The sequence below is a fragment of the Pseudomonas sp. D2002 genome (genome assembly GCF_013385735.1).
GTDB lineage: Bacteria > Pseudomonadota > Gammaproteobacteria > Pseudomonadales > Pseudomonadaceae > Aquipseudomonas.
Map to the genome: position 1 here is coordinate 23,909 of NZ_JACAPL010000011.1, position 25,564 is coordinate 49,472.

Annotated in this window: 18 protein-coding genes; 4 read left to right on the plus strand and 14 right to left on the minus strand. The window is 61.7% G+C overall.

Annotated elements, in window-relative coordinates:
• Positions 1–751: 751 nt before the first annotated feature.
• The 10 genes from HX783_RS21365 to HX783_RS21410 all read right to left on the minus strand — a co-directional run bounded on the left by HX783_RS21365 (position 752) and on the right by HX783_RS21410 (position 14,489).
• Positions 752–2,455, minus strand: a complete 1,704-nt coding sequence (locus HX783_RS21365) for an AMP-binding protein (protein ID WP_177018125.1) — start codon at positions 2,453–2,455, stop codon at positions 752–754.
• A gap of 30 nt (positions 2,456–2,485) precedes the next feature.
• Positions 2,486–3,784, minus strand: coding sequence for an acetyl-CoA C-acetyltransferase (locus tag HX783_RS21370; protein WP_177018126.1), 1,299 nt, complete (start codon positions 3,782–3,784; stop codon positions 2,486–2,488).
• The gene (locus HX783_RS21375) at positions 3,784–4,671 is read right to left on the minus strand and encodes a MaoC/PaaZ C-terminal domain-containing protein (RefSeq protein WP_177018127.1); all 888 of its coding nucleotides are present in this window, start codon (positions 4,669–4,671) and stop codon (positions 3,784–3,786) included. Before HX783_RS21375 ends, HX783_RS21370 begins: the two co-directional genes overlap by 1 nt.
• A 3-nt stretch (positions 4,672–4,674) precedes the next feature.
• On the minus strand, positions 4,675–6,018 hold the full coding sequence (locus HX783_RS21380; RefSeq protein ID WP_177018128.1) for a 3-oxoacyl-ACP reductase: 1,344 nt from the start codon (positions 6,016–6,018) through the stop codon (positions 4,675–4,677).
• 306 nt (positions 6,019–6,324) lie between these two features.
• A complete protein-coding gene (locus HX783_RS21385) occupies positions 6,325–8,850 on the minus strand; it encodes an acyl-CoA dehydrogenase (protein WP_177018129.1) in 2,526 nt (841 codons plus the stop codon).
• A gap of 259 nt (positions 8,851–9,109) precedes the next feature.
• Positions 9,110–10,555 carry an outer membrane protein transport protein gene (locus HX783_RS21390; RefSeq protein WP_177018130.1) on the minus strand — a complete coding sequence of 482 codons (1,446 nt, stop codon included), beginning with the start codon at positions 10,553–10,555 and terminating at the stop codon, positions 9,110–9,112.
• 123 nt (positions 10,556–10,678) lie between these two features.
• Positions 10,679–11,191: an alkane oxidation protein activator PraB gene (gene praB, locus HX783_RS21395; RefSeq protein ID WP_159957141.1), complete on the minus strand. Its 513-nt coding sequence runs from the start codon at positions 11,189–11,191 to the stop codon at positions 10,679–10,681.
• Positions 11,192–11,327: 136 nt separating this feature from the next.
• Entirely contained in the window at positions 11,328–11,822 is a 495-nt protein-coding gene (gene praA / locus HX783_RS21400) for an alkane oxidation protein activator PraA (RefSeq protein WP_159957143.1), read from the minus strand.
• 129 nt (positions 11,823–11,951) lie between these two features.
• Positions 11,952–13,232, minus strand: a complete 1,281-nt coding sequence (locus tag HX783_RS21405) for an alkane 1-monooxygenase (RefSeq protein ID WP_159957145.1) — start codon at positions 13,230–13,232, stop codon at positions 11,952–11,954.
• Positions 13,233–13,490: 258 nt separating this feature from the next.
• A complete protein-coding gene (locus tag HX783_RS21410; RefSeq protein WP_177018131.1) occupies positions 13,491–14,489 on the minus strand; it encodes an alpha/beta fold hydrolase in 999 nt (332 codons plus the stop codon).
• Positions 14,490–14,764: 275 nt separating this feature from the next.
• Between HX783_RS21410 and HX783_RS21415 the strand changes: the two genes are divergently transcribed.
• The 3 genes from HX783_RS21415 to HX783_RS21425 are packed head-to-tail and all read left to right on the plus strand — an operon-like array spanning position 14,765 to position 18,051.
• Positions 14,765–16,300 (plus strand): NAD(P)/FAD-dependent oxidoreductase, encoded by a 1,536-nt coding sequence (locus tag HX783_RS21415; protein WP_177018132.1) that lies wholly within the window; start codon positions 14,765–14,767, stop codon positions 16,298–16,300.
• Positions 16,297–17,187 carry an SDR family oxidoreductase gene (locus tag HX783_RS21420; RefSeq protein ID WP_177018133.1) on the plus strand — a complete coding sequence of 297 codons (891 nt, stop codon included), beginning with the start codon at positions 16,297–16,299 and terminating at the stop codon, positions 17,185–17,187. The genes HX783_RS21415 and HX783_RS21420 overlap by 4 nt, the downstream gene beginning before the upstream one ends.
• Positions 17,188–17,202: 15 nt before the next feature.
• Positions 17,203–18,051: a metal-dependent hydrolase gene (locus HX783_RS21425; RefSeq protein WP_177018134.1), complete on the plus strand. Its 849-nt coding sequence runs from the start codon at positions 17,203–17,205 to the stop codon at positions 18,049–18,051.
• Here the strand turns inward: HX783_RS21425 and HX783_RS21430 are convergent.
• Entirely contained in the window at positions 18,048–20,120 is a 2,073-nt protein-coding gene (locus tag HX783_RS21430; RefSeq protein WP_177018135.1) for a PTS sugar transporter subunit IIC/EAL domain-containing protein, read from the minus strand. The genes HX783_RS21425 and HX783_RS21430 overlap by 4 nt on opposite strands.
• Positions 20,121–20,294: 174 nt before the next feature.
• On the opposite strand from HX783_RS21430, the gene HX783_RS21435 reads away from it, so the two are divergent.
• Positions 20,295–20,624 carry a DUF6388 family protein gene (locus HX783_RS21435; RefSeq protein WP_177018136.1) on the plus strand — a complete coding sequence of 110 codons (330 nt, stop codon included), beginning with the start codon at positions 20,295–20,297 and terminating at the stop codon, positions 20,622–20,624.
• A gap of 8 nt (positions 20,625–20,632) precedes the next feature.
• Here HX783_RS21435 and HX783_RS21440 read toward each other — a convergent pair whose 3' ends face one another.
• The 3 genes from HX783_RS21440 to tssM are packed head-to-tail and all read right to left on the minus strand — an operon-like array spanning position 20,633 to position 25,559.
• Positions 20,633–21,475, minus strand: a complete 843-nt coding sequence (locus tag HX783_RS21440; RefSeq protein ID WP_177018137.1) for a serine/threonine-protein kinase — start codon at positions 21,473–21,475, stop codon at positions 20,633–20,635.
• A complete protein-coding gene (locus HX783_RS21445) occupies positions 21,472–22,194 on the minus strand; it encodes a PP2C family serine/threonine-protein phosphatase (protein WP_256347245.1) in 723 nt (240 codons plus the stop codon). The genes HX783_RS21440 and HX783_RS21445 overlap by 4 nt, the downstream gene beginning before the upstream one ends.
• Positions 22,195–22,199: 5 nt before the next feature.
• The gene (tssM, locus tag HX783_RS21450; protein WP_177018139.1) at positions 22,200–25,559 is read right to left on the minus strand and encodes a type VI secretion system membrane subunit TssM; all 3,360 of its coding nucleotides are present in this window, start codon (positions 25,557–25,559) and stop codon (positions 22,200–22,202) included.
• Positions 25,560–25,564: the final 5 nt, after the last annotated feature.

The following is a 25,564-nucleotide window of genomic DNA, read 5'->3' on the forward strand; positions in this document are numbered from 1 at the left end:
CAAGCCCGCTCCCACACTGATCGTGCTCATCCCGCATATCTTGCCGTGTAAACCCAATCTCTGTGGGAGCGGGCTTGCTCGCGAAGGCGCTGGGTCAGTACCAATTATGCAAGCTGACACACTGCATTCGCGAGCAAGCCCGCTCCCACACTGAACGTGTTCATCCCGCATATCTTGCCGTGTAAACCCAATCTCTGTGGGAGCGGGCTTGCCCGCGAAGGCGCTGGGTCAGTACCAATTATGCAAGCTGACACACTGCATTGGCGGGCAAGCCCGCTCCCACACTGACCGTGTTCATCCCACATTTCCTGCCGTGTAAACCCAACCTCTGTGGGAGAGGGCTTGCTCGCGAAGGCGCTGGGTCAGTACCAAATATGCAAACTGACACACTGCATTCGCGAGCAAGCCCGCTCCCACACTGACCGTGTTCATCCAACATATCTTGCCGTGTCAACCCAATCTCTGTGGGAGCGGGCTTGCCCGCGATGGCGCCGGGTCAGTACCCAATATGCAAGCTGACACTCTGCATTCGCGGGCAAGCCCGCTCCCACACTGATCGTGTTCATCCCACATATCTTGCCGTGTAAACCCAATCTCTGTGGGAGCGGGCTTGCCCGCGAAGGCGCCGGGTCAGGACCCAATGTGCAAACTGACACACCGCTTTCGCGGGCAAGCTCCCACATTGACCGTGTTCATCCCACATTTCCTGCTGTGTAAATCCAATCTCTTTGGGAGCACCTGCATCTGCCGATCAGCGCAAGGCGCGGCGCAGTACTTTGCCGACGGTGGTCTTGGGCAACTCGGTGGTGCGGAACTCGACATATCGCGGCACTTTGTAGCCCGTGAGGTATTCGCGGCAATGCGCCAGAAGCTGTTCCTGGGTCAGGTTCGGGTCTTTGCGCACCACGATGATCTTGACCTTCTCGCCGGTCACCGCATCTTCCACGCCGATCGCGGCGACTTCACCCACGCCTGGGTGCAGCGCCACCACGTCTTCGATTTCATTCGGGTACACGTTGAAGCCCGAGACCAGGATCATGTCTTTCTTGCGGTCCACCAGGCGGATGTAACCGCGCTCGTCCATCACGCCAATATCACCGGTCGACAGCCACCCCTGCGCATCCAGCACTTCGGCGGTTTCCTTCGGGCGCTTCCAGTAACCCTGCATTACCTGCGGGCCGCGCACTTGTAATTCGCCCTGCTCACCGACGTCGGCCAGTTCGCCGTCCTCACGCATAAACCGCACCCAGGTCGACGGCAAAGGCACGCCAATGCTGCCGGTGAATTCCATCTCGCGCATGCGGGCGATGTTGATCGGGCTGATGCTCACCACCGGCGAGCACTCGGTCAGCCCGTAGCCTTCGATGATCGGCAGCCCAGTGACTTCCTTCCAGCGCTTGGCCACCGCCGTGTGCGTGGCCATGCCGCCGGCGATGACCATGCGCAGGTCGGAGAAATCCCGCGCGCAGAATTCCTGGTTTTCCAGCAAGCCATTGAACAAGGTGTTGACCCCGGCAATCCCGTTGAAGCGCTCCTTGCGCAGGATCATCTGCACGCGCTTCACGTCACGCGGGTTGGCGATCAGAATGTTGCGTCCGCCCAGGCACATGAACATCAGGCAGTTCACCGTCAGCGAAAAGATGTGGTACAGCGGCAGCAAGGTGACGTTGGTTTCCTGCTTGTTCTGGTCCAACTGGTCCCCAACCCAGGCCTTGGCCTGCAGCAGGTTGGCGATGATATTGCGGTGGCTGAGCATCACGCCCTTGGCGTCGCCGGTGGTGCCGCCGGTGTATTGCAGAAAGGCCAAATCATCCAGGTTCATCGCCACCGGAAAGTGGTTCAGCACCCGCCCCTGTTTCAACACCTGGTTAAAGCGCAAAGCGCCTGGCAGATCGAATTTGGGCACCTGCTTTTGCACGCTGCGCAGGATGAAGTTCATCGCCGCGCCCTTGAAGGTGCCCAGCAAGTCGCCGATGGCCGCCACCACCACGCGTTTGACACTGCTGCCGGCAATGACCTTTTCCAGGGTGTGGGCGAAGTTTTCGAAGATCACCACGGTTTGGGCTTCGCTGTCCTTGAGCAAATGCTTGAGCTCATGGGCGGTGTACAGCGGGTTGACGTTAACCACCACCGCACCGGCCAGGATCGTGCCCAACAGGCAGATCGGGTACTGCAAGCAGTTGGGCATCATCAACGCCACGCGGTCGCCCTTCTTCACGCCCTGGCCCTGCAGCCACGCGGCAAAGGCCAGGCCTTGCACTTTCCAGTCGGCATAGGTCATTTCGGTGCCGATGCTGACGTAGGCAACACGCTCGCGGAACGTGTCCAGGTGCTCCAGGAACACCTCGCGCAACGACGGATAGGCCTCGATGGCGGCCTCAATGTCTGCCGGCACGCCGGGCAAGTAAGCGTTCAACCAGATCCGTTCTGCGTGTTCCAGGCTTACAGCGTTCATGGCAGTCTCCTTGTTGTTATTGTTTTAACGCTACTTTTCGACGATGGCGGTAATGCCCAGCCCGCCCGCCGCGCAGATCGAAATCAGGCCACGCCCGCCGCCATTTTCATGAATGGTTTTGGCCAGCGCGGCCAATTGCCGGCCGCCGGTCGCCGCAAACGGGTGACCACAACCCAGCGAGCCGCCGTTGACGTTCATCTTGCTGCGGTCGATGGCGCCCAGCGGTGCGTCCAAGCCTAGTCGCTCGCGGCAATAATCGGCGTCTTCCCAGGCCTTGAGTGTGCACAGCACCTGGGCGGCAAACGCTTCATGGATTTCAAAGAAATCGAAGTCGGCAAAGCTCAAGCCTTCGCGTTTGAGCATCCTCGGTACCGCATAGGCCGGGGCCATCAGCAGGCCTTCGGTGCCGTCGACAAAATTCACCGCCGCCGTCTCGCCGGTGCGCAAGTAGGCCAGCACCGGCAAGCCGTGTTCGGCGGCCCAGGCTTCGCTGGCCAGCAGCACCACCGAGGCGCCATCGGTCAGCGGCGTGGAGTTGCCTGCCGTGAGCGTGCCGTTCTGGCGGTCGTAGGCGGGCGAGAGGCCCGCGAGTTTTTCCAGGCTGGCGTCGGCGCGCAGGTTATTGTCGCGCGCCAGACCTCGATAAGGGCTGATCAAGTCGTCGAAAAAGCCGCGTTTATAGGCCGCATCCAGGCGTTGGTGACTGGTCAGGGTCAGCTCATCCTGGGCCAGGCGCTTGATCTGCCAGCGCTTGGCCATTTCTTCACAGTGTTCGCCCATGGACAAGCCAGTGCGCGGCTCGCCATTGCGCGGCAGCAACGGCTTGAAAAACATCGCCGGGCGCACCTTGAGCAACGCCTTGAGCTTGTCGCCCAAGCCCTTGGCGCGATTGGCGGCGAGCAAGGTATGGCGCAGGGATTCGTTGATGCCGATGGGCGCGTCGGAGGTGGTATCGGAACCGCCGGCAATGCCGACTTCGATCTGGCCCAGGGCGATTTTATTCGCCACCAGCAACGCCGCTTCCAGGCCGGTGCCGCAGGCTTGCTGCACATCGTAGGCCGGCGTGTCCGGCGATAACGTGGTGGACAACAGCGACTCACGCGCCAGGTTGAAATCCCGTGAATGCTTGATCACCGCGCCGGCGGCGAACTCGCCCAGGCGCTGGCCGTGCAGATGGTAGCGGTCGACCAGGCCTTGCAACGCGGCGACCAGTAAATCCTGGTTGCTGTCGTGGGCATACAGGGTGTTGGAGCGCGCAAACGGAATACGGTTGCCGCCGATAATCGCCACGCGGCGAACCGGGGCCGGGTTGAAGCTGTAGTCACTCATCAACGGCTCTCTTTCCAAATAAATAAGCCACGCATATGCGGTTTATCACCGGCCGCATTGCGCACTTCGAACTCACGGCGCGGGCCGCTCGCCGGGCGGTTCCACAAGGCGACCTGGCCGGGCAGGAAGATCGGCAGCTTGAAGTCGCAATGGGCCTCAGCCGCCTCCAGCCCGCCGGGCGGTTGCTGCGCGGCCAATGCGCGCCCGAGGGTCCACATGCCGTGGGCGATGGCACGGCGAAAGCCGAAGATTTTGGCGCCGATCACCGAGGTGTGAATCGGGTTGAAATCCCCCGAGACCTTGGCAAAACGTCGGCCCAGGTCGGCAGGCAACACCCAGCGCTGGGTGCGCAACAGGCCGTCTTCGTGCAACGGCAGTACGTCCTCCCAGGGTTCACCGACTGGGTCTTTCACGTCGCGGCGCAGGTACAGGCTGTCGCTCTCCCACACCAGCGCGTCGGCGCTGTAGGCCCGCGTGGCAATACTCAGCGCCTGGCCCTTGGGATGCGCCACCCAACGCTCGCAAAACACCTCCAGGCGCAAGGCCTGACCCTCGTGCAGGCGCTGGTGCTGACGAATGCGATTGGCCAGGTGCACCATGCCGCTGGCCGGGTACGGGAAGCTCGGCCGCGTCAGCAACATCAGGTGCAACGGGAACGCCAACACATGCGGGTAGGACAACGGCACGCCCTGCTCGCGGCGAAAACCACAGGCGCGCCCATACGCCGCGATGCCGCTGGCCGACAGATCCACCGCCGTGCGCACCAGTCGTGCGTTGGGCAGCTGCGGCGCCGCGTCGAGCTTGGGCTTGCGCAGCGCGCGCACGCCGTCCAGCAGCAACTGGGTGCGCGACGGTGGCGGGTCGATTATCTGCGTCACGTAGTCCATGGCTCAGGCTCCCAGCAGGCTTTGGCCGCACACGCGTACGACTTGGCCATTGACCGCGCCGGACGCCGGGTGCGCCAGCCAGGCAATCGTCTCGGCCACATCAATCGGCTGCCCGCCCTGGGACAGCGAATTCATGCGCCGCCCGGCCTCGCGAATCATCAACGGAATCTTGGCCGTCATTTGCGTCTCGATGAACCCCGGCGCCACGGCATTCACCGTCACCTGCTGCGCCGCCGCCAAGGGCGCCAGGCCTTGCACCAGGCCAATCACGCCGGCCTTGGAAGTGGCGTAATTGCTTTGCCCGAGGTTACCGGCAATGCCCGAAATCGACGACACGCACACGATGCGCCCACCGGGATTGAGCCCTTGGCTATGCAGCAACGCATTGCTCAGTTGCAACGGCGCTTCCAGATTCACCGCCAGCACACTGCGCCACGCGGCCTCGGTCATCTTGGCGATGGTTTTGTCGCGGGTAATGCCGGCGTTGTGCACCACCACGTCGAACGCGCCGTACTGGCTGACATGCGCCTGCAACAGCGCGGCCGCATCCGTGGCGGTGATGTCCAGCGGCAAGGCGGAGCCGTTCACGCTGCTGGCGGCTTGCTGCAACGCTTCCTGGGCTTGGGGCACGTCGACGCACACCACGTGGGCGCCATCGCGGGCCAGCACCTGGGCGATGGCCAAACCAATGCCACGGGACGCGCCGGTGACCAGGGCACGGCGGCCGGCGAAGGGTTTGTCCCAGTTGACGGTTGGGTGGCCGTCCACCGGTTTCTCCAGCCGCACCACTTGCCCGGACACATAGGCCGAACGGCGCGACAGAAAGAAGCGCAGGCTGCTGTCCAGCGCGTCTTCGGCGCCCGGCGCGACGTAGAGCAATTGCACGGTGATCGCCCGGCGCAGTTCCTTGGCCAGCGACCGCACCAGGCCTTCAAGGGCGCGTTGGGCGATGGCTTGGGGCAAGTCCTGGCAATGTTCCGGCGCCGTGCCGAGCACCACCACGCGGCCATGCTGGCCGAGGCGTTTGGCGTTGGCGTGGAAGAACACGTAAAGCTCATCGAGCTGCTGCAGGTCGAGCACCGCGCTGGCGTCAAACACCGCGCCTTGCACCTTGACCGTGGACGGCGCCTTGAGGGTGGCCGGGATGGCGGCGACGGTGTCGGTGGCGGCGAAAATCTGCTGCACCTGCGCGGTCAGCCGCCCTGCCCCGGCGACAATCACCGGGTTGGCGAGGCCTTGCTGGCCGCTGCGATAACGTTGCAGCGGCAAGGGTTGCGGCAGGCCGATGGCCTGAGCCAGGCGCCGGCCCCAGGGGGAATTGACGAAAGATAGGTAGCTGTCACTCATAAAAGGTCCCACTCACAAAACAATCCTGCCTTGTAAACCCGATTAAATGTGGGAGCGGCGGTTCGACGCTTCGACTTGCTCGCGAATGCGGTCTACCCGATACATAGGTGTCAGCTGACCCACCGCTTTCGGGAGCAAGCCCCCTCCCACATTGACCGTGTTCATTCATTGAACGTATTCACCTGCACCACCGGCCATGCCTTGTAAACCCGCACCTCTGTGGGAGCTGGCTTGCCTGCGATGGCGGTGTGTCAGGTAAACCGCTATCGCAGGCAAGCCAGCTCCCACATTTGAGTCGGGTTTCTCCTAGTTGACCGAGGCGTTTTCGCTTTGCGGGGTGCGGCGTTTGGCCTTGGGCTCAAGAGCCTGTTGACGCTGCTGCAACGCTTCCAGCAAACCAAAGTCCTGCGGGAAGTCGTCGACCTGGATACCGTGGTCGGCGTATTCCACGTAACGGCCGAGCAGGCTGTCTTCGTCGTCGCTGATCAGGTCCAATGCCCGCGCCTTGACGCGCCAGCCGGTGAAGGCCGTGGCGGAAATCGGCATCGGCTCGATCAGGCCTTGCTTGACGGCGGACTTGAGCCGGGCGTCGATCAGCTCGACTTGCGGTAACAGGCGGAAACCCAATTCGCCGTAGGCCAACTTGTCGATTTCCGGCCGTGGGATGTAGGAATTGGCCAGCAGGCGGTCGCGGGTTTCACCGGGGGTTTGCACCACGTCAGCCACTTGGGCGAGCAAACGATCCGACGGTTTGCGCAGTGGGATACCCCACGGGAAACTCAAGCCGCGCACCACGGCTGCAGCGGCTTTCGACGGGTAATTATCCAGCACTTCGGCCAGGGCTTCGTGGGCCCGCAGCAACGCATCCTGGGCCGACCAGTGCACCAATGGCAGGTCGGCCTGGGGCCGCCCGTCATCCTCAAAGCGCTTGAGCACGCAGGACAGGATGTACAGCTGCGACAGAATATCGCCCAGGCGCCCGGTGATACTTTCCTTGCGCTTGAGCGCGCCGCCGAGCACGCCCATGGACACGTCCGAAATCAACGCCAGCACCACCGACAGCCGATTGGCCTGGCGGTAGTAAGGCGCCAGCGCCGGGTCGGTCTTGGCCGGGGCGGAAAGCAGCCGCCCGCCGGTCAGCGAGTGCACCGCCGCACGTACGGTATTGGCCAGCACAAAGCTCACATGGCCGAACATCGCGCTGTCGAAGGCTTCCAGCGCCTGGCGCCGGTCCGGGTTGCGCGCGGCTTCCATTTCACGGAACACATAAGGATGGCAGCGAATCAGGCCCTGGCCAAAGATGATCAGGCAGCGGGTCATGATGTTCGCGCCTTCCACCGTGATCGCAATCGGGCTTTGCTGGTAGGCACGGGCGAGGAAGTTGTTCGGCCCCATGCAGATGCCTTTGCCGGCAACAATGTCCATGCCGTCGTTGACGATGATCCGCGCACGCTCGGTGACGTGGTATTTGGCGATGGCCGAGATCACCGAGGGTTTCTCCCCCGCATCCAACGACGCCACCGACACCCTGCGAACCGCATCGCAGGCATACAAATGCCCGGCCATGCGCGCCAGCGGCGCCTGCACGCCTTCGAACTTGCCGATAGGCAGGCCGAACTGTTTGCGCATCGCCGCGTAGGCCGTGGTGCCGCGTACCGCAACCTTGCCCAAGCCGACGTTGGCCGATGGCAAGGAAATCGCGCGCCCGGCGGCCAGGCATTCCATCAACATGCGCCAGCCGTTGCCGACTTGTTCGCGGCCACCGATCACCCATTCCAGCGGAATAAACACATCTTTGCCGGTGGTCGGCCCGTTCTGGAACACGGCGTTCAGCGGCCAGTGACGACGGCCACTGTTCACACCGGGATGGGACGTCGGGATCAGCGCGCAAGTAATCCCCAGCGAACCGGGCGTGCCCAGCAGACCGTCCGGGTCTTCAGCGCGAAACGCCAGGCCGAGCACCGTGGCGATCGGGCCAAGGGTGATGTAGCGCTTGTCCCAGGTCACTTTGAAACCCAGCACTTCCTCGCCTTCGTGCAGGCCTTTGCAGACAATGCCCAGGTCCGGAATCGCCCCGGCATCGGAACCCGCGTACGGGCTGGTCAGCGCAAAGCACGGGATGTCTTCACCGCGCGCCAGGCGTGGCAGGTAGTAATTGCGTTGGGCATCAGTGCCGTAATGCAGCAGCAGTTCGGCCGGGCCCAGGGAATTGGGCACCATCACCGAAATCGCCGCCGCCGAGCAGCGCGTCGACAGCTTCATCACCACCTGCGAATGCGCATAGTGGGAGAAGCCTTTGCCGCCGTACTGCTTGGGAATGATCATGCCGAGGAACCCGGCGTCCTTGGTGTATTGCCAGCCTTCGGGGGACATGTCCTGCCAGACCTGGGTGGTTTCCCAGTCGTTGGCGATGTCGCACAGCGTCTCGACTTCGTTGTCGAGGAAGGCTTGTTCCTCGGCGCTGAGGCTGGCCGGTGCGGCCTTGAGCAGACGGTCCCAGTTGGGTCGGCCGCTGAACAGCTCGGCGTCCCACCACACGGTGCCGGACTCGATAGCCGCGCGTTCGGTGTCAGACATCGCCGGCATGATCGTACGAAACAGGCCCAAGGCCTTGCTGGTCAACAACGCGCGGCGCAGCGGTTTGATCGCCAGCAGCAGCGCGGGGGCCACCACCAACAGCGCCGCGACGGTGGCGCCCAACCCTGCGACCACATTGAACAGATAACCAACCGCCAGCCAGATCACACCAGCGCCGAGCCACAGGGCGGCGGTGGCTTGTCGGTACGCCAGGGCAATCGCTGCTGCGAAACCCGCCAATAACCAGATAACCATGGGGATACCTCTACTTGATCAGGGCATGGCCGATGCGCAGGCCACACGGAATGCGTTGCGCTGTAAAGCCACACTACAAACTTGAATGAACAAATTCAAATTTTGTTTTGAAATTATTATTTAATCCGTAGGCAAAAAAACAGGCTGAACAGGTCAGCCGGTTTCAGCCTTGAAGCAGCAAGCACGACGGACGCGGGTGTGAAGCAGCAGAAAGATGCGCTGACTGACTGCTTCACACCTGCACGCACACGTTTACCGGTTAGAACATGTAAGTTGCCGACAGGCTGACCACCTCGCCTTTGCTGTCGACCTTGCCATTCAGGCGCGCGGCGCCCAGGCGGTCTTCGTTGACAGTCTTGAGCTTGACCTCTTCGACGAATTGCCGCGAATACGCGCCATCGATGCTCAAGCCCGGCACGGCCTTGATGTTGTAGCCAAAGCCCAGGGACGCGAAGTAACGGTCGCCGTCGGGGATCCGCGGGTCACGTGTGGAGTTGCGGGTTGGGGTCTGGTCGTACGCCACACCGGCACGCAGGGTGAAGTCGTCGGTGAGCTTATAGTCACCGCCCAGCGAGTACATCATCACGTCTTTGTACTTGTAGGGGATCGACACAATGGTGTTGCCGTCAGACTTCAACGTCAGCGCCTTGAACGACGACCACTGGGTCCACAACGCACTGGCGCCGAGGCTGAAGCGATCATTGAACACGTGCACCCAGTCGATGGCCGCCGTGGCCGGAATATCCAGCTGGGTGCTGGCGTTGGCGCCGTCCGGGAACAGTTTCAGGCCCGGATAGGCACGTTCGACCAGGGTCAGGCCATCGCCGCCGACGTCGGTCATCAACAACCGGCTGCCGGGGTCCGCGTTGAACTTGTACTTGCCCTCCAGCTTGTTCTTGATCTTGGCGTGGTAGTTGAAGCCAACGGTGTCTTGATCGGTGGGTTTCCAGGCCATGCCGGCGAACCAGCCCACGGACGTATTGTCGACCTTGACCCGAATCAGCGATTGCCCGACCCCGGAAGGGAATGGGATGCCAAAGCCGCCCAACCCCGGTGAAACCGCCGCCGCCGCGTACAGGTCGACGTTCTGGCTGACAAACCCGCTGGTGTGTTGAACGATCGCGCCGCCGCCGATGGAGAACTGGTCGTTGACCTTGAACGACAGCGAACCGGTCAGGCCCACGGTTTCGATTTTGGTGTCTACGGCAAAGTCACGGCCTTTCCAGTCAGGGTCCCACGTCGACTTCATGCCTTGGGGCACGACCTGGCTCAAGCCGAAACTGAAGCGATCATTAATCGGTATCACCAGGAACCCGGTGGGCAGCCATGCGGTGAAACCGCCCTCACCGCCGTCACCGGTACGCGGTGTGGACGTGACGCCGCCAAATTCGTCGAGTACGCCGACAGAGGCAGGATCACCTTTGTAGTCGTAGGCGTCGCCTTTGAACTTGATATTGACGCGCGCATAAATGACGTTCTGCTGCGCGATGGTTTGATCGATAAACGCCATGGCGGCGGGGTTGTTATAGGCGGAGGACGGGTCGTTCTTGAACAACGAACCACCGCCGAACGCACGGCCCCACCCTTGAGCGCCGAACGTAGGAGTCGAGAAGCCGCCGGCGTGCACCGGCCCGGCTGCGATCATAAGCCCGCTCAAGATTGCCAGGCCGAGTAATGCCTGGGCCGGTTGTTTCTTATTATTCATGCTCCACTCCTTATTATTTTTATCCACCACGGCCGGACCTACCGTCCCTGGCTTTCCTCAACAGGTGCCCCAACCGGGGCACCTGCATTTCAACGTGTGATCATCACGTCAAGCGCATTGCTATCAAGGGTTTACAGTCAGCGATGGGGATGGAGCGGCGTTCAGAGCAGTAATTTTGCAGCTGCCGACGGTTTGCGCCGAAGGCACGGTGATTGCGTGGGTGTTGTTGTTGTAGAGCACGTTGATGGTGGTCGGGCTGCTGGAGCAGTTGCTGACGATCTTGAAGTTCACGCCCGACACAGTGCCTGCGTACACGCCAGCCCCGGTTGAGGTAGAGGTTGGGGTCAAGGTCCAAGGCAGACCGAGCAGCACCGGCACACCACACAGTGGGTTGGAACCACTGACCGACGCGCCAGTGATGGAGGCGGAGGAACCGTCGCCCGCTACGCTACCGGTAAACACGATGCTGCAAGAAACCGCCGCACCGAACGACGCCGGTGACGACACTGCAATCGTGCCGCCTGGCGTGGTGAAGCCAGTGCCCGCTGGAGAAATGGTGGCCGCAGTGGCCATCGAAGCAGCACCCATGCAAACAGTCAGAGCAGTCAACGACACGAGAGTTTTCAAGCTTTTCATTGTTTTTCCTCACATGTTATGGCGATTCATTTCGCCAGGGGTAATGGCCATGATCGAGAGGTCACGGTGAAACTGCAGAACTTCCCTTTCCAGCCAAATCTCAATTCAATTACCGCACGCTTTATTCGACAGCTTTTTATTCCACAACTTTGAAGCTCGGCGGCATCTTGATCGACACCGCTTTAATCTTGCAGTCCTCGCCAATCGGCACATTCGCGGCTTCCAACTTGCCGGTGGCGTTATCCCAGGTGCCGTCGGCAGTTGAAGGGCCGCACTTGCCGCCTAAACCGAACGCATGCACGTCCACACTGATCTTTGACATGGACCCGCTCTTGGTATCTTTGGCAACTAATACCCACGGCAAGTTGATGGCTTCGACGCGGCTGCATTTAAGGCCGCCGTCAAATTCAACTTTATCGACATTCACCGACGCCCCATCGGCGGCGACTTTACCCGCAACCTTGATGGTGCAGTCGGCGCTGATGAGTGCGCCCTTGGAAAAGCTGATCGGCCCCTGGGCAGTAAAGGCGCTGCCGGCAGGTTCGATGCGGGCGGCCTGGGCCTGGTGGTAAATAATCAGGCCCAGGGCGGCCAAAATAACGTGAGCGGTGAACGAGGCAGGGCTTTGCATAATGTACGTCCTTCCCTTGAAATTATTGTTGTAGGGTCAAACTTTGCGGTACTCAGTTCGGTAAACCGTGGGCGATAAAACCCTGCGCAATACTCAGATTGCGAGTACGCCCACTGCTGTTAATTCAGATTAAAACGGCCTGGCACTGTTGCTGTATTTCTCCAGGTACTTCAAGCGTTGCGACGGCTGAAGATTGGTCAGGGTGATATCCCCGGCGTAATGATTAAGTACCCGGTGGTCCATGCGCCGGCGCCACAAGTACGGTACATAGGCCCAGACAATCATGCTCGCGTAACCGTAAGGAAGTTGCGGCGATTCATCAAAGTGGCGCAACGACTGATAACTGCGCGTGGGGTTGGCATGGTGGTCGGAATGCCGTTGCAGTTGGAACAGAAAGATATTGGTGACAATACGGTTGCTGTTCCATGAATGCCGCGGCGAACAACGCTCATAACGGCCATTGGGCAACTTCTGGCGTTTCAGGCCGTAGTGCTCGACATAGTTCACCACTTCCAGCAACGAGAACCCGTAGATGCCCTGGATGATCAGGAACGGAATCACCGCCGCGCCCAGCCAGGCAATCATCGCGCCCCACAACACCACGCTGTACATCCAGGCGCTGAGCACGGCGTTCTTCCAGTGCAACGCCGGCAGGCCGAGTTTGCGCAGGCGTTCACGCTCCAGGTTCCAGGCCGACGTGGCGCTGAACCACACCGAGCGCGGCAGGAACGCCCAGAAACTTTCACCCAGACGCGAGCTGGCCGGATCTTCCGGGGTTGCCACGCGTACGTGATGGCCACGGTTGTGTTCGGTGTAGAAGTGCCCGTAGAAGGTCGGCGCCAGGGTGACTTTGGCCAGGAACACTTCCAGCGGCTTGGGCTTGTGCCCCAGCTCATGAGCCGTGTTGATGGCGATCCCGGTGGCGGCGCCGGTGGACATCGCCATGCCCAGGTAAGTAAACCAGCTGACCTCGCCGTGCAACTCGGTGCGTGCGGTAATAAACGCAGCGGTCTTGGCCAGCCAGCTCGACGGGTCGAGGCTTGCGGTGGCGTTGAGCAGGCCGCCGTTGATGATCCAGTCGATACCGCCAGCGGCCAGCCAGCCGGTAATCACCACCGAGGCGATCACAAACACCACGCCGGTGTAGACGATCCAACGATAGTAGCGCTGCGATTCGAGGTTGCTGACGGCGGATTCGGGCGGGTTGCTGACGTCTTCACCGAGCAGGCCGTCGATCAACGGGATAAAGCCGAAGATGATCAATACGCCGACCCACCACAGTTGCTGCACGCCGGTGGTGATGGCCAGGGCGCCGGAAAGCAACGGGGTAGCCAAAGGCATGATGCCCAGCCACCACAGGTGACGTTTGCCGTCGGTCCAGACGGTCGGGGTTGCCAATGTCTGATTCATGGCAGCCTCCGAACGAGACAGATTAGAGAGGCGATAAAAGGCGTTTTTTTCATTATTTTATTCGCTCTTAAGCTCTTCAAAAATTGTTTCAAATTAGACATTGAAATAATTTTTTTAAATAAATAGCGCGGAATCGTTAGGTCGTCAACTAGTTTCTCGAAGGCTTTTTGACGTGACCGGGCAGTCTCTTTTTCAGCCGTTTGGTCAGGTGTCTAGAGCAGGCATCGACGCCGTTGAACCGCGAATCGGATAGCACAATTATTTACTCGCCAGGGCAAACGGCGGGTGCAACAGCGTGGCGCTTTCGGCTGGGCGCACGCGCTTGGCCACCTGCTCCACCACCGCCACCACGCGCTCTGTGGCGGTGATCGGCAACATATGCCCGCGGCCCTCCACCACCTGCAGCTTGAGCCCCGGCACCTTGCTCGCCAGGGCCTGGCCGTGCTTCTGGAAGTCCAGCACCTTGTCGCGCGCGCCATAGATCAGCCCGATCGGCAGGGTCAGTTGCGGGTAGCGCTTGACCATGTCCGGCAAGTGATCGTTGACCGTGTTGATCTCGGTGGAGGCGGCATAGAAGTTGTGCGGACGCATACCCAGCAGCCCGCCACCGCGCGTGGCGAAGTCGTCTGGCGCGGCATCCGGGGCGAACACGCCTTTCACCACCGCGCTGCGGGTCAGCAGGCCCACGGGCATGGTCAGGGTGTGTGACATCCAGCGTCGCAACAGGGCCGGGCGCACGGCCAAAGACAGAAACACCGCCGGCAGCATGCGCTGCGGATGGGTCAGCGGCGCCACCAGGATCAACCCGGACACCGCCTGCGGGTGATCAAGCGCCAGGGCCAGCGCTATCGCGCCGCCGAGGGAATGGCCCAGCACCAAGGGTTTATCCAGGTCCAGCGTCTTGATAAACGCCGCGATTTGGCGGGCCTGGGCGGGCAAGTCTGCCGCCGTGCCCGCCTGCCGGGTGGAATAGCCGGAACCCGGACGGTCCAGCGTGATCACGCGAAAGCGCTCACGCAATTGGCCGGACAAGGCATACGTCAGGTTACGACTGCTGCCCATCAGCCCGTGAATCATGACCAGCGGTGGGCCTTTACCTTCCTCGACATAATGAAAGCGCTCGCCATCAACCTCGACGAAACGCCCGTCGATCGGCACGCGGGCTTCTATGCGCCGTGTCATCCAGGCACTGAAGCCCCATAACACGGCACTCGCGCCGACCAGTACTCCCGCAGCGACAACCCATTCAACAGCCATAGCTCGGTCCTCTGCTTCCCTGCCGCTGGCGACCTGACCGGTATTGATCAAGGCCTCAGCCATCGTCCACACCCTGGACCTAAACTGCCTGCATACCGTGCGCGTCCGTCGGACAAGTCGCACATGCGGAACAAGGTCCTAGCGTAGGCGAAATTTTCAGGTAGATTATTTAAAATCTTTTTTAAAATAATTAATTCATTTTTCCTTTGCAATGGTGTTCTATCTAAAAGACAAAACAAAAACAGGAGCACATCGATGCCCACGAGGGACAACCCATGAATGCCCACAGCGATTCCATCGACATCGCCATCATCGGCTCAGGTTTTGCCGGCCTGTGCATGGCGATCAAACTCAAGGAAGCCGGGTTCACCGACTTCTTTATCGCCGAGCAGGCCGACACCCTCGGCGGCACCTGGCGTGACAACCACTACCCAGGCTGCGCCTGCGATGTGCAGTCGCATGTGTACTCGTTTTCGTTTGCACCCAATCCGGACTGGACGCGGCAGTTCGCACCGCAGGCGGAGATCCGCGCCTACCTTGAACAGTGCGCGCAACGTTTCGGGCTGGCGCCCTACTTGCGCTTCGGCATGGGCCTTGAACGTGCGGTGTTCGATGAACAGCAGCAGCGCTGGCAACTGCGCTTCAGCGATGGCCGCCAGGTCAGCGCGCGGGTGCTGGTGTCGGGCATGGGCGGCTTGTCGCGCCCGGCGCTGCCGGATATTCCAGGGCTGGACAGTTTCAAGGGCAAGCGCTTTCACTCCCAGCACTGGGACCACGACTATTCATTGAAAGGCAAACGCGTGGCGGTGATCGGCACCGGCGCCAGCGCCATCCAGTTCGTGCCGCAGATCGCCCCGCAGGTGGCGCACCTGGACCTGTTCCAACGCACGCCGCCGTGGATCATGCCCAAGCCCGACCGCGAAATTTCCCGCCTCGAACGTTGGGCCTTCAAGCACCTGCCCTTCACCCAGCGCCTGGTGCGCGGGGCGTTTTATTGGGCGCTGGAAGGCCGTGTGGTGGGCTTTGCCCTGCATCCTCGGCTGATGAAGATGGTGCAGAAAATCGCCCTGCGCCACCTGCGCAAACAAGTGGCGCGCCCTTCCCTGCGCAAAACCCTGACGCCGGACTACACCATCGGCTGCAAGCGCGTGCTGATCTCCAACGACTATTACCCGGCGCTGTCGCGCAGCAATGTCGAGGTGGTCACCGACAGCGTGCTGCGCATCGAAGCCGATGGCGTGATCACCGCCGACGGCATCAAGCACCCGGCCGACTGCCTGATCTTCGGCACCGGCTTCCAGGCCACCGACCCGCTGCCGCGCGATTGCATCATCGGTCGCGACGGCATCGACCTGATGGACGCCTGGCGCGACGGTGCCCACGCCTACAAAGGCACCACCGTGCCGGGCTATCCGAACCTGTTTTTGATCGTCGGGCCAAACACCGGCCTAGGGCACAACTCGATGATTCTGATGATCGAGGCCCAAGTCACCTACATCCTCGATGCGCTGAAGCAAATGCAGCGCCAGCGCCTCGCCACGGTCGACATCAAACCGGCGGTCGAGCTGGCCTACAACAGCCGACTGCAGGACCAGCTCAAGCGCACCATCTGGAACACCGGCGGTTGCCAGAGCTGGTATCTGGACCCGCGCACCGGCAAGAACACCACGTTGTGGCCCGGCTCGACCTGGCGCTTCAAGCAGGTCACGCGGCATTTCGCGCTCAAGGACTACCTCACCGAGCCGTTGCCCACGCCCACCCCGCGCCCGGTTGCGGCGCCCCACTCCAGCGTAGAAGGCAGCCTGTCATGAAGTCATTCAACGGCCGCGTGGCGGCAATCACTGGCGCGGCGTCCGGCATGGGGCGCGCCCTGGCCCTGGCCCTGGCGCGCGAAGGTTGCCACCTGGCACTGGCAGACAAGAACAGCCAAGGGCTGGAACAGACCGTGGCGCTGGTCAAGGCCTCGACGCTGGCCCCGGTGACGATCACCACCCAGGCGCTCGATGTGTCCGACCGCCAGGCCATGCAGGACTGGGCGGCGCGCTGCATGGCTGACCACGGCCAGGTCAACCTGATCTTCAACAATGCCGGCGTGGCGTTGTCGAGTACCGTTGAAGGCGTGGACTATGCCGACCTTGAGTGGATCGTCGGCATCAACTTCTGGGGCGTGGTGCATGGCACCAAGGCATTTTTGCCGTATCTGAAAGCCTCCGGCGATGGCCATGTGATCAACACCTCCAGCGTGTTCGGCCTGTTCGCCCAGCCCGGCATGAGCGGCTACAACGCAACCAAGTTTGCCGTGCGCGGCTTTACCGAAGCCCTGCGCCAGGAACTCGACCTGCAACGCTGCGGCGTGTCGGCCACCTGCGTACACCCTGGCGGTATTCGCACCGATATCTGCCGCAGCAGCCGCATCGACGCGAACATGACCGGTTTTTTGATCCACAGCGAGCAACAGGCCCGCGCCGACTTCGAAAAGCTGTTTATCACCGATGCCGACCAGGCCGCCAAGGTCATCCTGCACGGTGTGCGCAAGAACAAACGCCGCGTGCTGATTGGCCGCGACGCGTACTTTCTCGACCTGCTCGCCCGCTGTCTGCCCGCCGCGTATCAAGCCCTGGTGGTGTTCGCCAGCAAGCGCATGGCGCCCAAACCCCGCGCGCCGGTGTTTGAAACCAACGACGAACCTCGTCTCTGAACAGGAGCACCTGAAATGCTGCCCATCCGTCGCGACATCCGCTTTGCCTTGCCTGCCGAGCGCATCAAGGACTGGCATGAACAAGGCCCGTTCATCACGCATTTCTTCAATGCATTGTCACTGCTGTTTCCTCAAGGCGAGCTGTTTTTCATGGACAGCGTGCGCCACTACCGCCAGCGCATCGACGATCCCGAACTGAAAAAAGAGATCCAGGGTTTTATCGGTCAGGAAGCCATGCACAGCCGCGAACACGTGGCCTACAACGACCACTTGCAAGCGGCCGGCCTGCCGGCGCACACCCTGGACCGGCGCCTCAAATTCATCCTCGACCTGCAGAAAAAACACCTGCCGCCGTCGTTCAACCTGGCGGTGACCATCGCCCTTGAACACTACACGGCGATGCTCGCGGAAATCCTGCTCAGCGACCCCACGCGCTTTGGCGATTCACTCAAGGGCTACCAGCAAATGTGGTATTGGCACGCCCTCGAAGAAACCGAGCACAAAGCCGTGGCCTACGATGTGTGGAACCGCGTGATCAAGCCCGGGCCTGGGCGCTATCTGCTGCGCACCGGCACCATGCTGACCACCACCCTGTTCTTCTGGCTGGTGGTGTTTGATTTTCACGTGCGCCTGCTGATCGCCGACCGCAAGGCCGGCAGGCACCTGAAGGGCTTCTGGCGCATGCTCAAGTTTCTGTATGGGCCCAAGGGCGTGTTCCCACGCATGGTGCGGCCGTGGCTGCACTACTTCAAACCGAGCTTTCACCCCTGGGACCACGACAACCGCGCGCGCCTGGCGCGGATCGAAACGCTGGTGGAGGAAATCGAGCAGACCCAGCGCGAATACGCCGCGCAGCCGGTTTAAACCTGGGCCGCCGCGCGTTCGCGCACAAAGCGTTGCAACTGGTCGGCGGGCAGCGCCTTACTGAAATACCAGCCCTGAACGAACAGCTCGGTGCCGGTATTCAAGAACGCCAACTGCTCGGCGGTCTCGACGCCCTCGACCACCACGCCCAGGTTCAGCGCCTCACAAAAGCGCAGCATGCCGGTCAGTACTTGCGCGCCCTTGGGGTCGCGCTGGGCCACCACAAAGCTGCGGTCGATCTTGATGAAGTCCACCGGAAACTGGTGCAGGTAACTCAAGGCGGAAAAACCGGTGCCGAAGTCATCGATATACACTTTGGCGCCGATGGCCTGCAGTTTGTGGATGGTCTGGCGCGTGGCCTGGATATCACTGACCAAGGCATCCTCGGTGATCTCCACCGAGACCTGGCCGTGGGCCTGGGCGAGGATCTCCACCAGCCGATCACCGTAGGCCGCATCGGTCAGGGTGGCGCTGGAAATATTGATGGTCATCGGCAAGGCAAAGCCGCTCTTGCGCCACATCTGGTACTGGCGCACCGCCTGGGACGCCACCCACACATCCACGTCCGGCATCAACCGCGCCTGGGCCAGCCATTGCAGAAACTCCCAGGGCGAATGCACCGTGCCCTGGTTGTCCCGTGCACGCATCAGCGCTTCGCAACCAGTGCACAGGCCGGTGCGCGTGGAGATTTGTGGCTGGAATTCGAGGTAGAACTCGTAATCGCTGATCTGCTGGATACGGCTTAACTCCACGGCCTGGCGGGCCATGCGCTTGTGCGAGGCCAGCACCGGGTCCAGTTCCAGCAGGCGGCCTTTCTCTTCGAGGCCGCGAAAGGTCATGTCCAAGGATTTGAGATACACCGTGCCGCCTTCGCTGGCCTGCCGATGAATCGCGCGCACATAGGGCGCATACACCAACGTGCCGAGGCCCAGCAACGCCAGTTGCAGCACCACCGCCGCCGCATCGCCGTGGGTGCTGAGGTAGGCGTTGAGCAGCACCGGCGCGGTAAACGGCACACTGGCCACCGCCGGTGACACCCAGCCCATCTGCACCACGGTCAGCGCCAGCAGCGTGTTGACGGCCGGCACCAGTAGAAACGGGATGAACAAGCGCGGGTTGAGAATAATCGGCAAGCCGAACAACAGCACCTCACTGACGTTGAACAGCGACAGCGGCAAACTGGCCATCGCCAGCAAACGCATGGGCTGGCTCCTGGAAAACAGCAGGATCGCCAACAACAGGCACAACGCACCGCCCGAGCCACCGATAAACGCGAAACTGCCGAGCAAACCGCTGTTGAGCAAGTACTTGACCGGCTCACCCGCAGCGGATGCGCTGGCGTTCAGCACCACGGCCTGGTCCAGCACATCGAACAACGGCTGCATGGCATACACACCATGAATACCGAAAAACCACAGCAGCGAATTCATCAAGGTCACAAACAAACCGCTGCCATACGGCGATTGCAGCGCGTCGAGCACCTGCGGCCCCTGCAGTTGCGCCACGTAGGGAATCTGCAACAGCAACGACAACAGCACCACCAGGCACAGCGCCGTGATGGCGCCCGGCACCACCATATTGATGGTGCCACGCAGGTTATGGCCCACCAGGTCTGCGTTGACCAGCCGGGTCCAGCGAAAGCGGTGCAGCCAGGCCATCGCCGGCACATTAAGCAGCGGCGAGGCAATCGCGATAAACAACATGAACGTGGCCGACGCCCGTGGGTACTCACGCAAGACAAACGTGGCGACCATCACATGGGCCAGGCACAGGAAGGCCACCGGCAATTGGGGCAGGCGGTGCTGGATCGCCAGCATGTAACCAATCGAGGCCGCCACCAGCAGCGGGATCACCGAGCTGATCTGGTTGTGCAACCCGGACAGAAAGGCCACCACCTGCGGATCGAACCCCAGCACCTTGGCGCATTCAGACAAGATCAGGAAGCCGGCAGACACCAGCAGGCACGGCAAAATCCACAACAAGCCTTCACGGATCGCACGCAACGATTCGGTGCTGGCCAAGGCCGCCAGACGCTGCGTCAGGAACAGTTTGAACAGCGTTTGCGCCATGACCAATCCCTCTGCGCCCTCGATGGGCAAGCCCGAAAACCCGCGTTAACGCTACACGCCCTGATAGCCTGCGCGAAAGGCTTTTGCCGCACCTGCGGGTAATTATTCCGCTAACCTGTGGCTCGTTCGGGGCATGGCCCCCTTTAATTAACTCACCCAAACGGGAGCAAGCCCTTGTCAGAACCCGGTGATAACCACCAGCGCGCGCTGGACCGATTCTTGAGCGAACATCCGGACGTGGTCACGCAGCTGGACACCCTCAACCCCCTGGCCGCGCAGGCCAAGGGCGAAACCCTGGCGCAGTACCGCGCCGAACGCCTGCACGAAGCCTTTGAAGCCGAAGCGGAACGCCAGAACCTGTTCGCCTGGGAACTGACCCTCAAGTTGACCGCCGACTCCGCCGAAGCCTTCGAAGCCCAGCGCCTTGAGGTGCACAGGGAAGTCGCGCAGATGGCGGGGTTGAACTGGGCTGAATACTGTCAGTTGCATGGTTTGGCGGGGTAAGGTTTTTGCTACAGGTACCAGGCACGTCGCGCACATCCCAGCGCCTCGCGCAATTCGGCAACGGTGAGGGTTCGGCGCTCAGGGTCAACCGCCAAGGCTGCGCGTAACGCCGGCCAGCACTGCCTGGGCAGTTGCCGAGGGCGCGCCAGTGTGTGCCTGGGCTGCTGTTCGCCAAGGCGCTTGCCTTGAGCCAATTCGTAAACAATGCAGGCCACGCCATACAGGTCGGCGGCGGCGGTCAACACACCGCCTGCCAGCAGTTCCGGGGCGGCGTAAGCGCGGGTCCACGCGTTAAAACGGTTGCGGCTCAAACTCGGCAAACCTGCCGCCACCTGCGCCTGAGCAAGGCCCAGGCCAAAATCGAACAGGCGAATGCCCTCCTCGCTCAGCATGACGTTGGCGGGTTTCACATCGCCATGCAGCACATTTCGCTGGTGGGTATAAACCAGCGCATCCAGCAACTGCAAGACCATCGGCTGCAGCTCTGGCCACGACAAGCCCCCCGGACATTCCAGCAGCAGTCGGTCCAGGGTGACGCCGTGCAGCAACTCCATGGTGAAGAACGCCGTACGGCTGCCGCTGTCGACCTCGAACGAAAATGCCCGGACCACGCATGCATGGCGCAGGCTGCGGGTCGTCGCGAACTCGCTGTACAGCAGCACATGGGCGTCAGGGCACGCAGCAAAGGCTTCGCCCAGCAGTTTGAGGGCGACGCTGGAACTGGGCTCGCCAAACTGCTCGTGCAACAGGTCTCGGGCGCGATAAACCACGCCCATGCCGCCCCTGCCCAGCTCGCGCTCCAGGTGATAGCGCCCGGCGAGTAAACCAGGTGGGGCCCAGGCTTCACTCATGGCTGTACCACCACTGCGGTCAAGTCATCCCGCGCGGGTGTGCGTAACACCATCGCAAATAACCGCTCCACCACTTGCTGCGGCGTCCCCTCGCTCAACGCTCGCCCCAGTTGCTGATGGCTGAGTGCCTGATACAAACCATCGCTGCACAACAGAAACACATCGCCCGGCTGGGTGTTGAGTTCCAGCCTCTCAAGCCGCAATGACGTGCGCGCCCCAATCGCGCGGGTCAATGCCCTTGCATCCGGGTGTGCCTGGGCTTGCGCCAGGCTCAATCGGTGCTCAGCCATAAGGCGTTGAAGCAGCGAGTGATCCCTCGACAACTGGTACAGGCGCTGTCGGCGCCATAGGTAGCAACGGCTGTCTCCCGCCCACACGCAGGCCGCCCGGCCCTCTTCAAGCAGTAACGCCACGACGGTACTGCCCATCGTGGCATCGGCGCCTGCGGTGGATCGCGCGGTCGCACTCCCCAGCCGCTGGTTCACACTTTGCAAGCGTTGCTGGGCGGCCTTGACACGTTGGTCCAGGCTTCCCTCAACCGCTAACGATGCAAGGCTGCTGATCACCCATTGGCTCGCGACATCACCGTCACGGTGCCCGCCCATACCGTCCGCCACAGCCCAGCAGCCATTCTGCGGGCAGTCCAGAAAGGCATCTTCGTTACGCGCCCTGGCCTCGCCCCGTTGCGTTCGTCCGGCACTGCGCCACTGAAGGTGCAGGGCCTTCACAGTTGCTCCGGCAGGCGGAAAGTGCGCCATGCCTCCATGTCAAACGGGCTGGGTGTGCGTTGGCTGGTGAGCAGGTAATTGGCGCGCAAACCGGCGAGGTCTGCCTTGTACAGCTGCGCACTGCGTCCACTGGCGGGTTCTTTTTGCAATAAGTCGAAAAACCTGAAGAGCGACCAGGCCCCGGTGTTTTTCTCGATACCCAATGGCCGTTGTTCGGCGCCTCTTTCCAGTACCAGGCTGCTACGACCATTGTCCGCGTCGGTGGGCCACTCAAACGCCATGCTCACGATCGGACCATGGCGATACTCAAGCTGCTTCTCGCCAAAACGCAGGGTCGCGCGACTGACCGACTGATCCAGGCTATAGGGCGCCAAGGTAAAGCGAACAGACAACTCACTGTTGCTCTCGGGGAAGAAAGCGCGACGGATGACCTGAGCTTTCGTCAGTTGCTCCAGCAATGATCGCGATATCGGCAAGCTATGGCCATCCAGCCCCCGCAGCCGGTAGCGGTTGCCGTCAGCACTGATGAAAGGCCGCAGATAGGCCTCGTAAAAGCCCGCCATCACACCATTAGGCTTGAAGAACTCCTGAAAATCATGAAGCGCAACCTCGCTGGTCGCGTGGGCCTCGAAGGGGTATCGCTGGCGAATCGCTTTGGCGTAGAGGCCATGCACCTCGCTCTGATAGCGTTGATTGACATGCACATAAGCCCCTTCCAGCAAGTGACGCCAACTGTCGTCAGCCACGCCCTCAAACCAGCCGGCGAGCGGCAACGGCAGACGCGCAGCTGCATCGCGCAGGCTGCCCAACGCATCCTGCTGCCCCTCCATTCGCCGCTTGACCCGCTGGAAGGCCGCCTGCTCCGGCAAGTTCTCCCGATTCAGCGCAGTGAATTGCAGGTGCAACTCGTCGAGCACGCGCAATGCCTGGGTCAACTCGACACCGGGGTTCTGCTGTTCATCAAGCAGTTGGTGCAACGGTTCAAAACGCCGTTGCAGCGCACGACGCGCGGTGTCTGGAACCGCCGCCACCCGCCCATCGGCCAGCACCGACTGCAGCCGTTCGCCGGCCTCACCGACCGCAGGGGCCAACGTGCTCAACAGTTGCGGGCTGGGCAGCAAGCGTGTGTTTTCACGCAGTGACAGCAATAACTGCAGCAACGGTGACTGGGCCGATGTCAGGCTCGCCAGCTGTTCGGCATCCTGCTTGAGGCTGTCAGTGCGTTGCAGCTTGACCTGCCCAAGGGCTGCGCTCCAGACATCGGCATACTCACTGAAATAGCGCTGGTGCAGTTCAGCCATCAGCCGGCGCAACTCCATGGCACTGAGGTCGGTGCTCTGCCCCAGTACCCAGTTGTCCTGCGCGATGGCGTTCACCAGCCTTGGGCCTTGTGCCTCGAAGTACTGCACATAGCGTTTTGAATAGAAACCGGGAATCGGTGGGTCTATGCCCGCAAACACCTTGCCCTCAGCCAGACGCACAGGCTCCAGGTTGCGCGATTGCTCACGCAGGGCGCGGTAGACCGCATCGGCCAGCGACTCACCGCGCAGTTTTTCCCGCGCGGTGGCTACCAGCGTTTCATCGAGTGGCGCTGCAAACGGTTGCTTGAGCAGACGTGCCAAGTGTTCATTCAGGCGCCTCTGCGCCGATGCATCGCCCACATGACTCAAGGACCATTGGTCTGCCACCCGCTGCGCCAGCCATGCGCTGTCTCGGCGCTCACGCACGTTAAGCATCAGGTATGCACGCAGGTGGTCAAGCAGCTGTTCACGATCCCCCAGGCTTGCGCGCACCTGCTCTTCGAGCTGTGCCGTTACCTGCGCCAGTAACGCTGTCAGCAGGGCCTGCTCGTAGGCGCGGGTCAGTGGTGGGCGGCTCGCCTCACCTGGGTACAAGCCGGCGCGCTCAATAAACGCGACGTCCGCAACCGGCGCAAACACCTGCGTTGCCGCAAAGCGCGCATCCAACAGCGCCAGGGTCTGGTGAATATCCGGCACATTGGGCGACGGGTGTGCGAGCAATGTTGCCAATTGCGCCAGGCGCTGTTGGTTGACTGAATAACTGTAGGCCCAAAGCCACCCGGCGCCACCGATCACACCTGCCATGGCCAGGGCCTGCAACCCCAGGCGCTGACGAATGCGCCGTTGCTCCGTGGCCTGCAGCCCCGCCAGACCCGCCTCAGTGAAGATCACCCGACTGAACAAGCCCTGGACGAAGTGGCTGCGCCTGTCGCCGGCACAGGTCAAATAGAAGCCGCGCAGCCCCTTGATCCGCTGGTAACGGTGAGCGGAAAAAGCCGACTCGACAAACAGGCACAAACGCTCGCCGAGCTGCGCCGCGTGCTGGGGGAAATCCAGCATACGACCCCGACGGTCAACATTGCGCTCCTGGTGCAATCGCGTCATCAGCTCAGCGCTCAAACCTTGCAGTAGCGCCTCGAACGCCTGACGCACCTGCGTGACGTCAATGCCCGCCGCACCCGGGTCGAGGAACTCACCCAGCACGCTTTCAGCGTCCTCTGCCAAGGAGGCGTCGAAAAATTCGGCGAACCCCGGTACCCGATCAGCCTGAGTCAGCACCAGGTACACCGGTACATCCACGTGCAATGTCTGCTGCACTTCCTGCAAGCGTGAATGCACACGGCGAGCATGGAGGTCCAGATCGTGCTCATTGCCGCTCAACAGCGCGTCTACCGATAACGTCACCACCACACCATTGAGGGGGCGTACTCGACGCCGCAATCTGAGCGCACTCAGCAGAGTCGACCAGCCCGCGGCATCCACCACACTGTCGGGTTGCGTCAAGTAGCGCCCCGGCGTATCGATGAGCACGCCTTCGTCGGCAAAATACCATTCGCAATGTGCAGTGCCGTGTGTCGCCCTCGCCTCAATGTGATCCAGCGGCGACTGCAAACCAGCTGCAGCCAATAAATGCGTTTTGCCGCTGCCGGGCCCGCCGATCAACAAGTACCACGGCAAGTCATTGCGCCAACGTGCGTTGTGCCCTGCGTAACGCCGTGAGGTTTTCAGGCGCTGAACCGCCTCCTTGAAGCGACCGCGTACCTGTTTCTGCTCATCTTGCGCCCCGGCCGAAGACGGTTGGCAAACGTCGCGTTCAGCACTTCCCGGCGTGCTCGCACGGCGGCCACCGACTACGACCATCGCCAGCCCCCACAGCAGAAACAACGCGCAGAGGGTGACCAGTCGAGCCGTCTGGCTTTGCCAGAAGCGGTAATCATCCACCGCCAGCAACGGCCCTGCGCACCACACCAACACTGCACAGGAAAGCACCAGCAGCAAGCTCCAGACCCAAATCCTGCCCAGCACGGTGCTCGCGCTCTTAAAGAATGCGTTCATTCATT

Excerpts from the sequence above, each read along its gene's own strand:
- HX783_RS21380 (WP_177018128.1), bottom strand. The coding sequence starts at position 6,018 with ATGAGTGACAGCTACCTATCTTTCGTCAATTCCCCCTGGGGCCGGCGC.
- HX783_RS21440 (WP_177018137.1), bottom strand. The coding sequence starts at position 21,475 with ATGAGTGAAGCCTGGGCCCCACCTGGTTTACTCGCCGGGCGCTATCAC.
- HX783_RS21385 (WP_177018129.1), bottom strand. The coding sequence starts at position 8,850 with ATGGTTATCTGGTTATTGGCGGGTTTCGCAGCAGCGATTGCCCTGGCG.
- HX783_RS21410 (WP_177018131.1), bottom strand. The coding sequence starts at position 14,489 with ATGGCTGTTGAATGGGTTGTCGCTGCGGGAGTACTGGTCGGCGCGAGT.
- HX783_RS21430 (WP_177018135.1), bottom strand. The coding sequence starts at position 20,120 with ATGGCGCAAACGCTGTTCAAACTGTTCCTGACGCAGCGTCTGGCGGCC.
- praA (WP_159957143.1), bottom strand. The coding sequence starts at position 11,822 with ATGCAAAGCCCTGCCTCGTTCACCGCTCACGTTATTTTGGCCGCCCTG.
- HX783_RS21425 (WP_177018134.1), top strand. The coding sequence starts at position 17,203 with ATGCTGCCCATCCGTCGCGACATCCGCTTTGCCTTGCCTGCCGAGCGC.
- HX783_RS21370 (WP_177018126.1), bottom strand. The coding sequence starts at position 3,784 with ATGAGTGACTACAGCTTCAACCCGGCCCCGGTTCGCCGCGTGGCGATT.
- HX783_RS21365 (WP_177018125.1), bottom strand. The coding sequence starts at position 2,455 with ATGAACGCTGTAAGCCTGGAACACGCAGAACGGATCTGGTTGAACGCT.
- HX783_RS21420 (WP_177018133.1), top strand. The coding sequence starts at position 16,297 with ATGAAGTCATTCAACGGCCGCGTGGCGGCAATCACTGGCGCGGCGTCC.
- HX783_RS21405 (WP_159957145.1), bottom strand. The coding sequence starts at position 13,232 with ATGAATCAGACATTGGCAACCCCGACCGTCTGGACCGACGGCAAACGT.
- HX783_RS21415 (WP_177018132.1), top strand. The coding sequence starts at position 14,765 with ATGAATGCCCACAGCGATTCCATCGACATCGCCATCATCGGCTCAGGT.
- tssM (WP_177018139.1), bottom strand. The coding sequence starts at position 25,559 with ATGAACGCATTCTTTAAGAGCGCGAGCACCGTGCTGGGCAGGATTTGG.
- HX783_RS21390 (WP_177018130.1), bottom strand. The coding sequence starts at position 10,555 with ATGAATAATAAGAAACAACCGGCCCAGGCATTACTCGGCCTGGCAATC.
- praB (WP_159957141.1), bottom strand. The coding sequence starts at position 11,191 with ATGAAAAGCTTGAAAACTCTCGTGTCGTTGACTGCTCTGACTGTTTGC.
- HX783_RS21375 (WP_177018127.1), bottom strand. The coding sequence starts at position 4,671 with ATGGACTACGTGACGCAGATAATCGACCCGCCACCGTCGCGCACCCAG.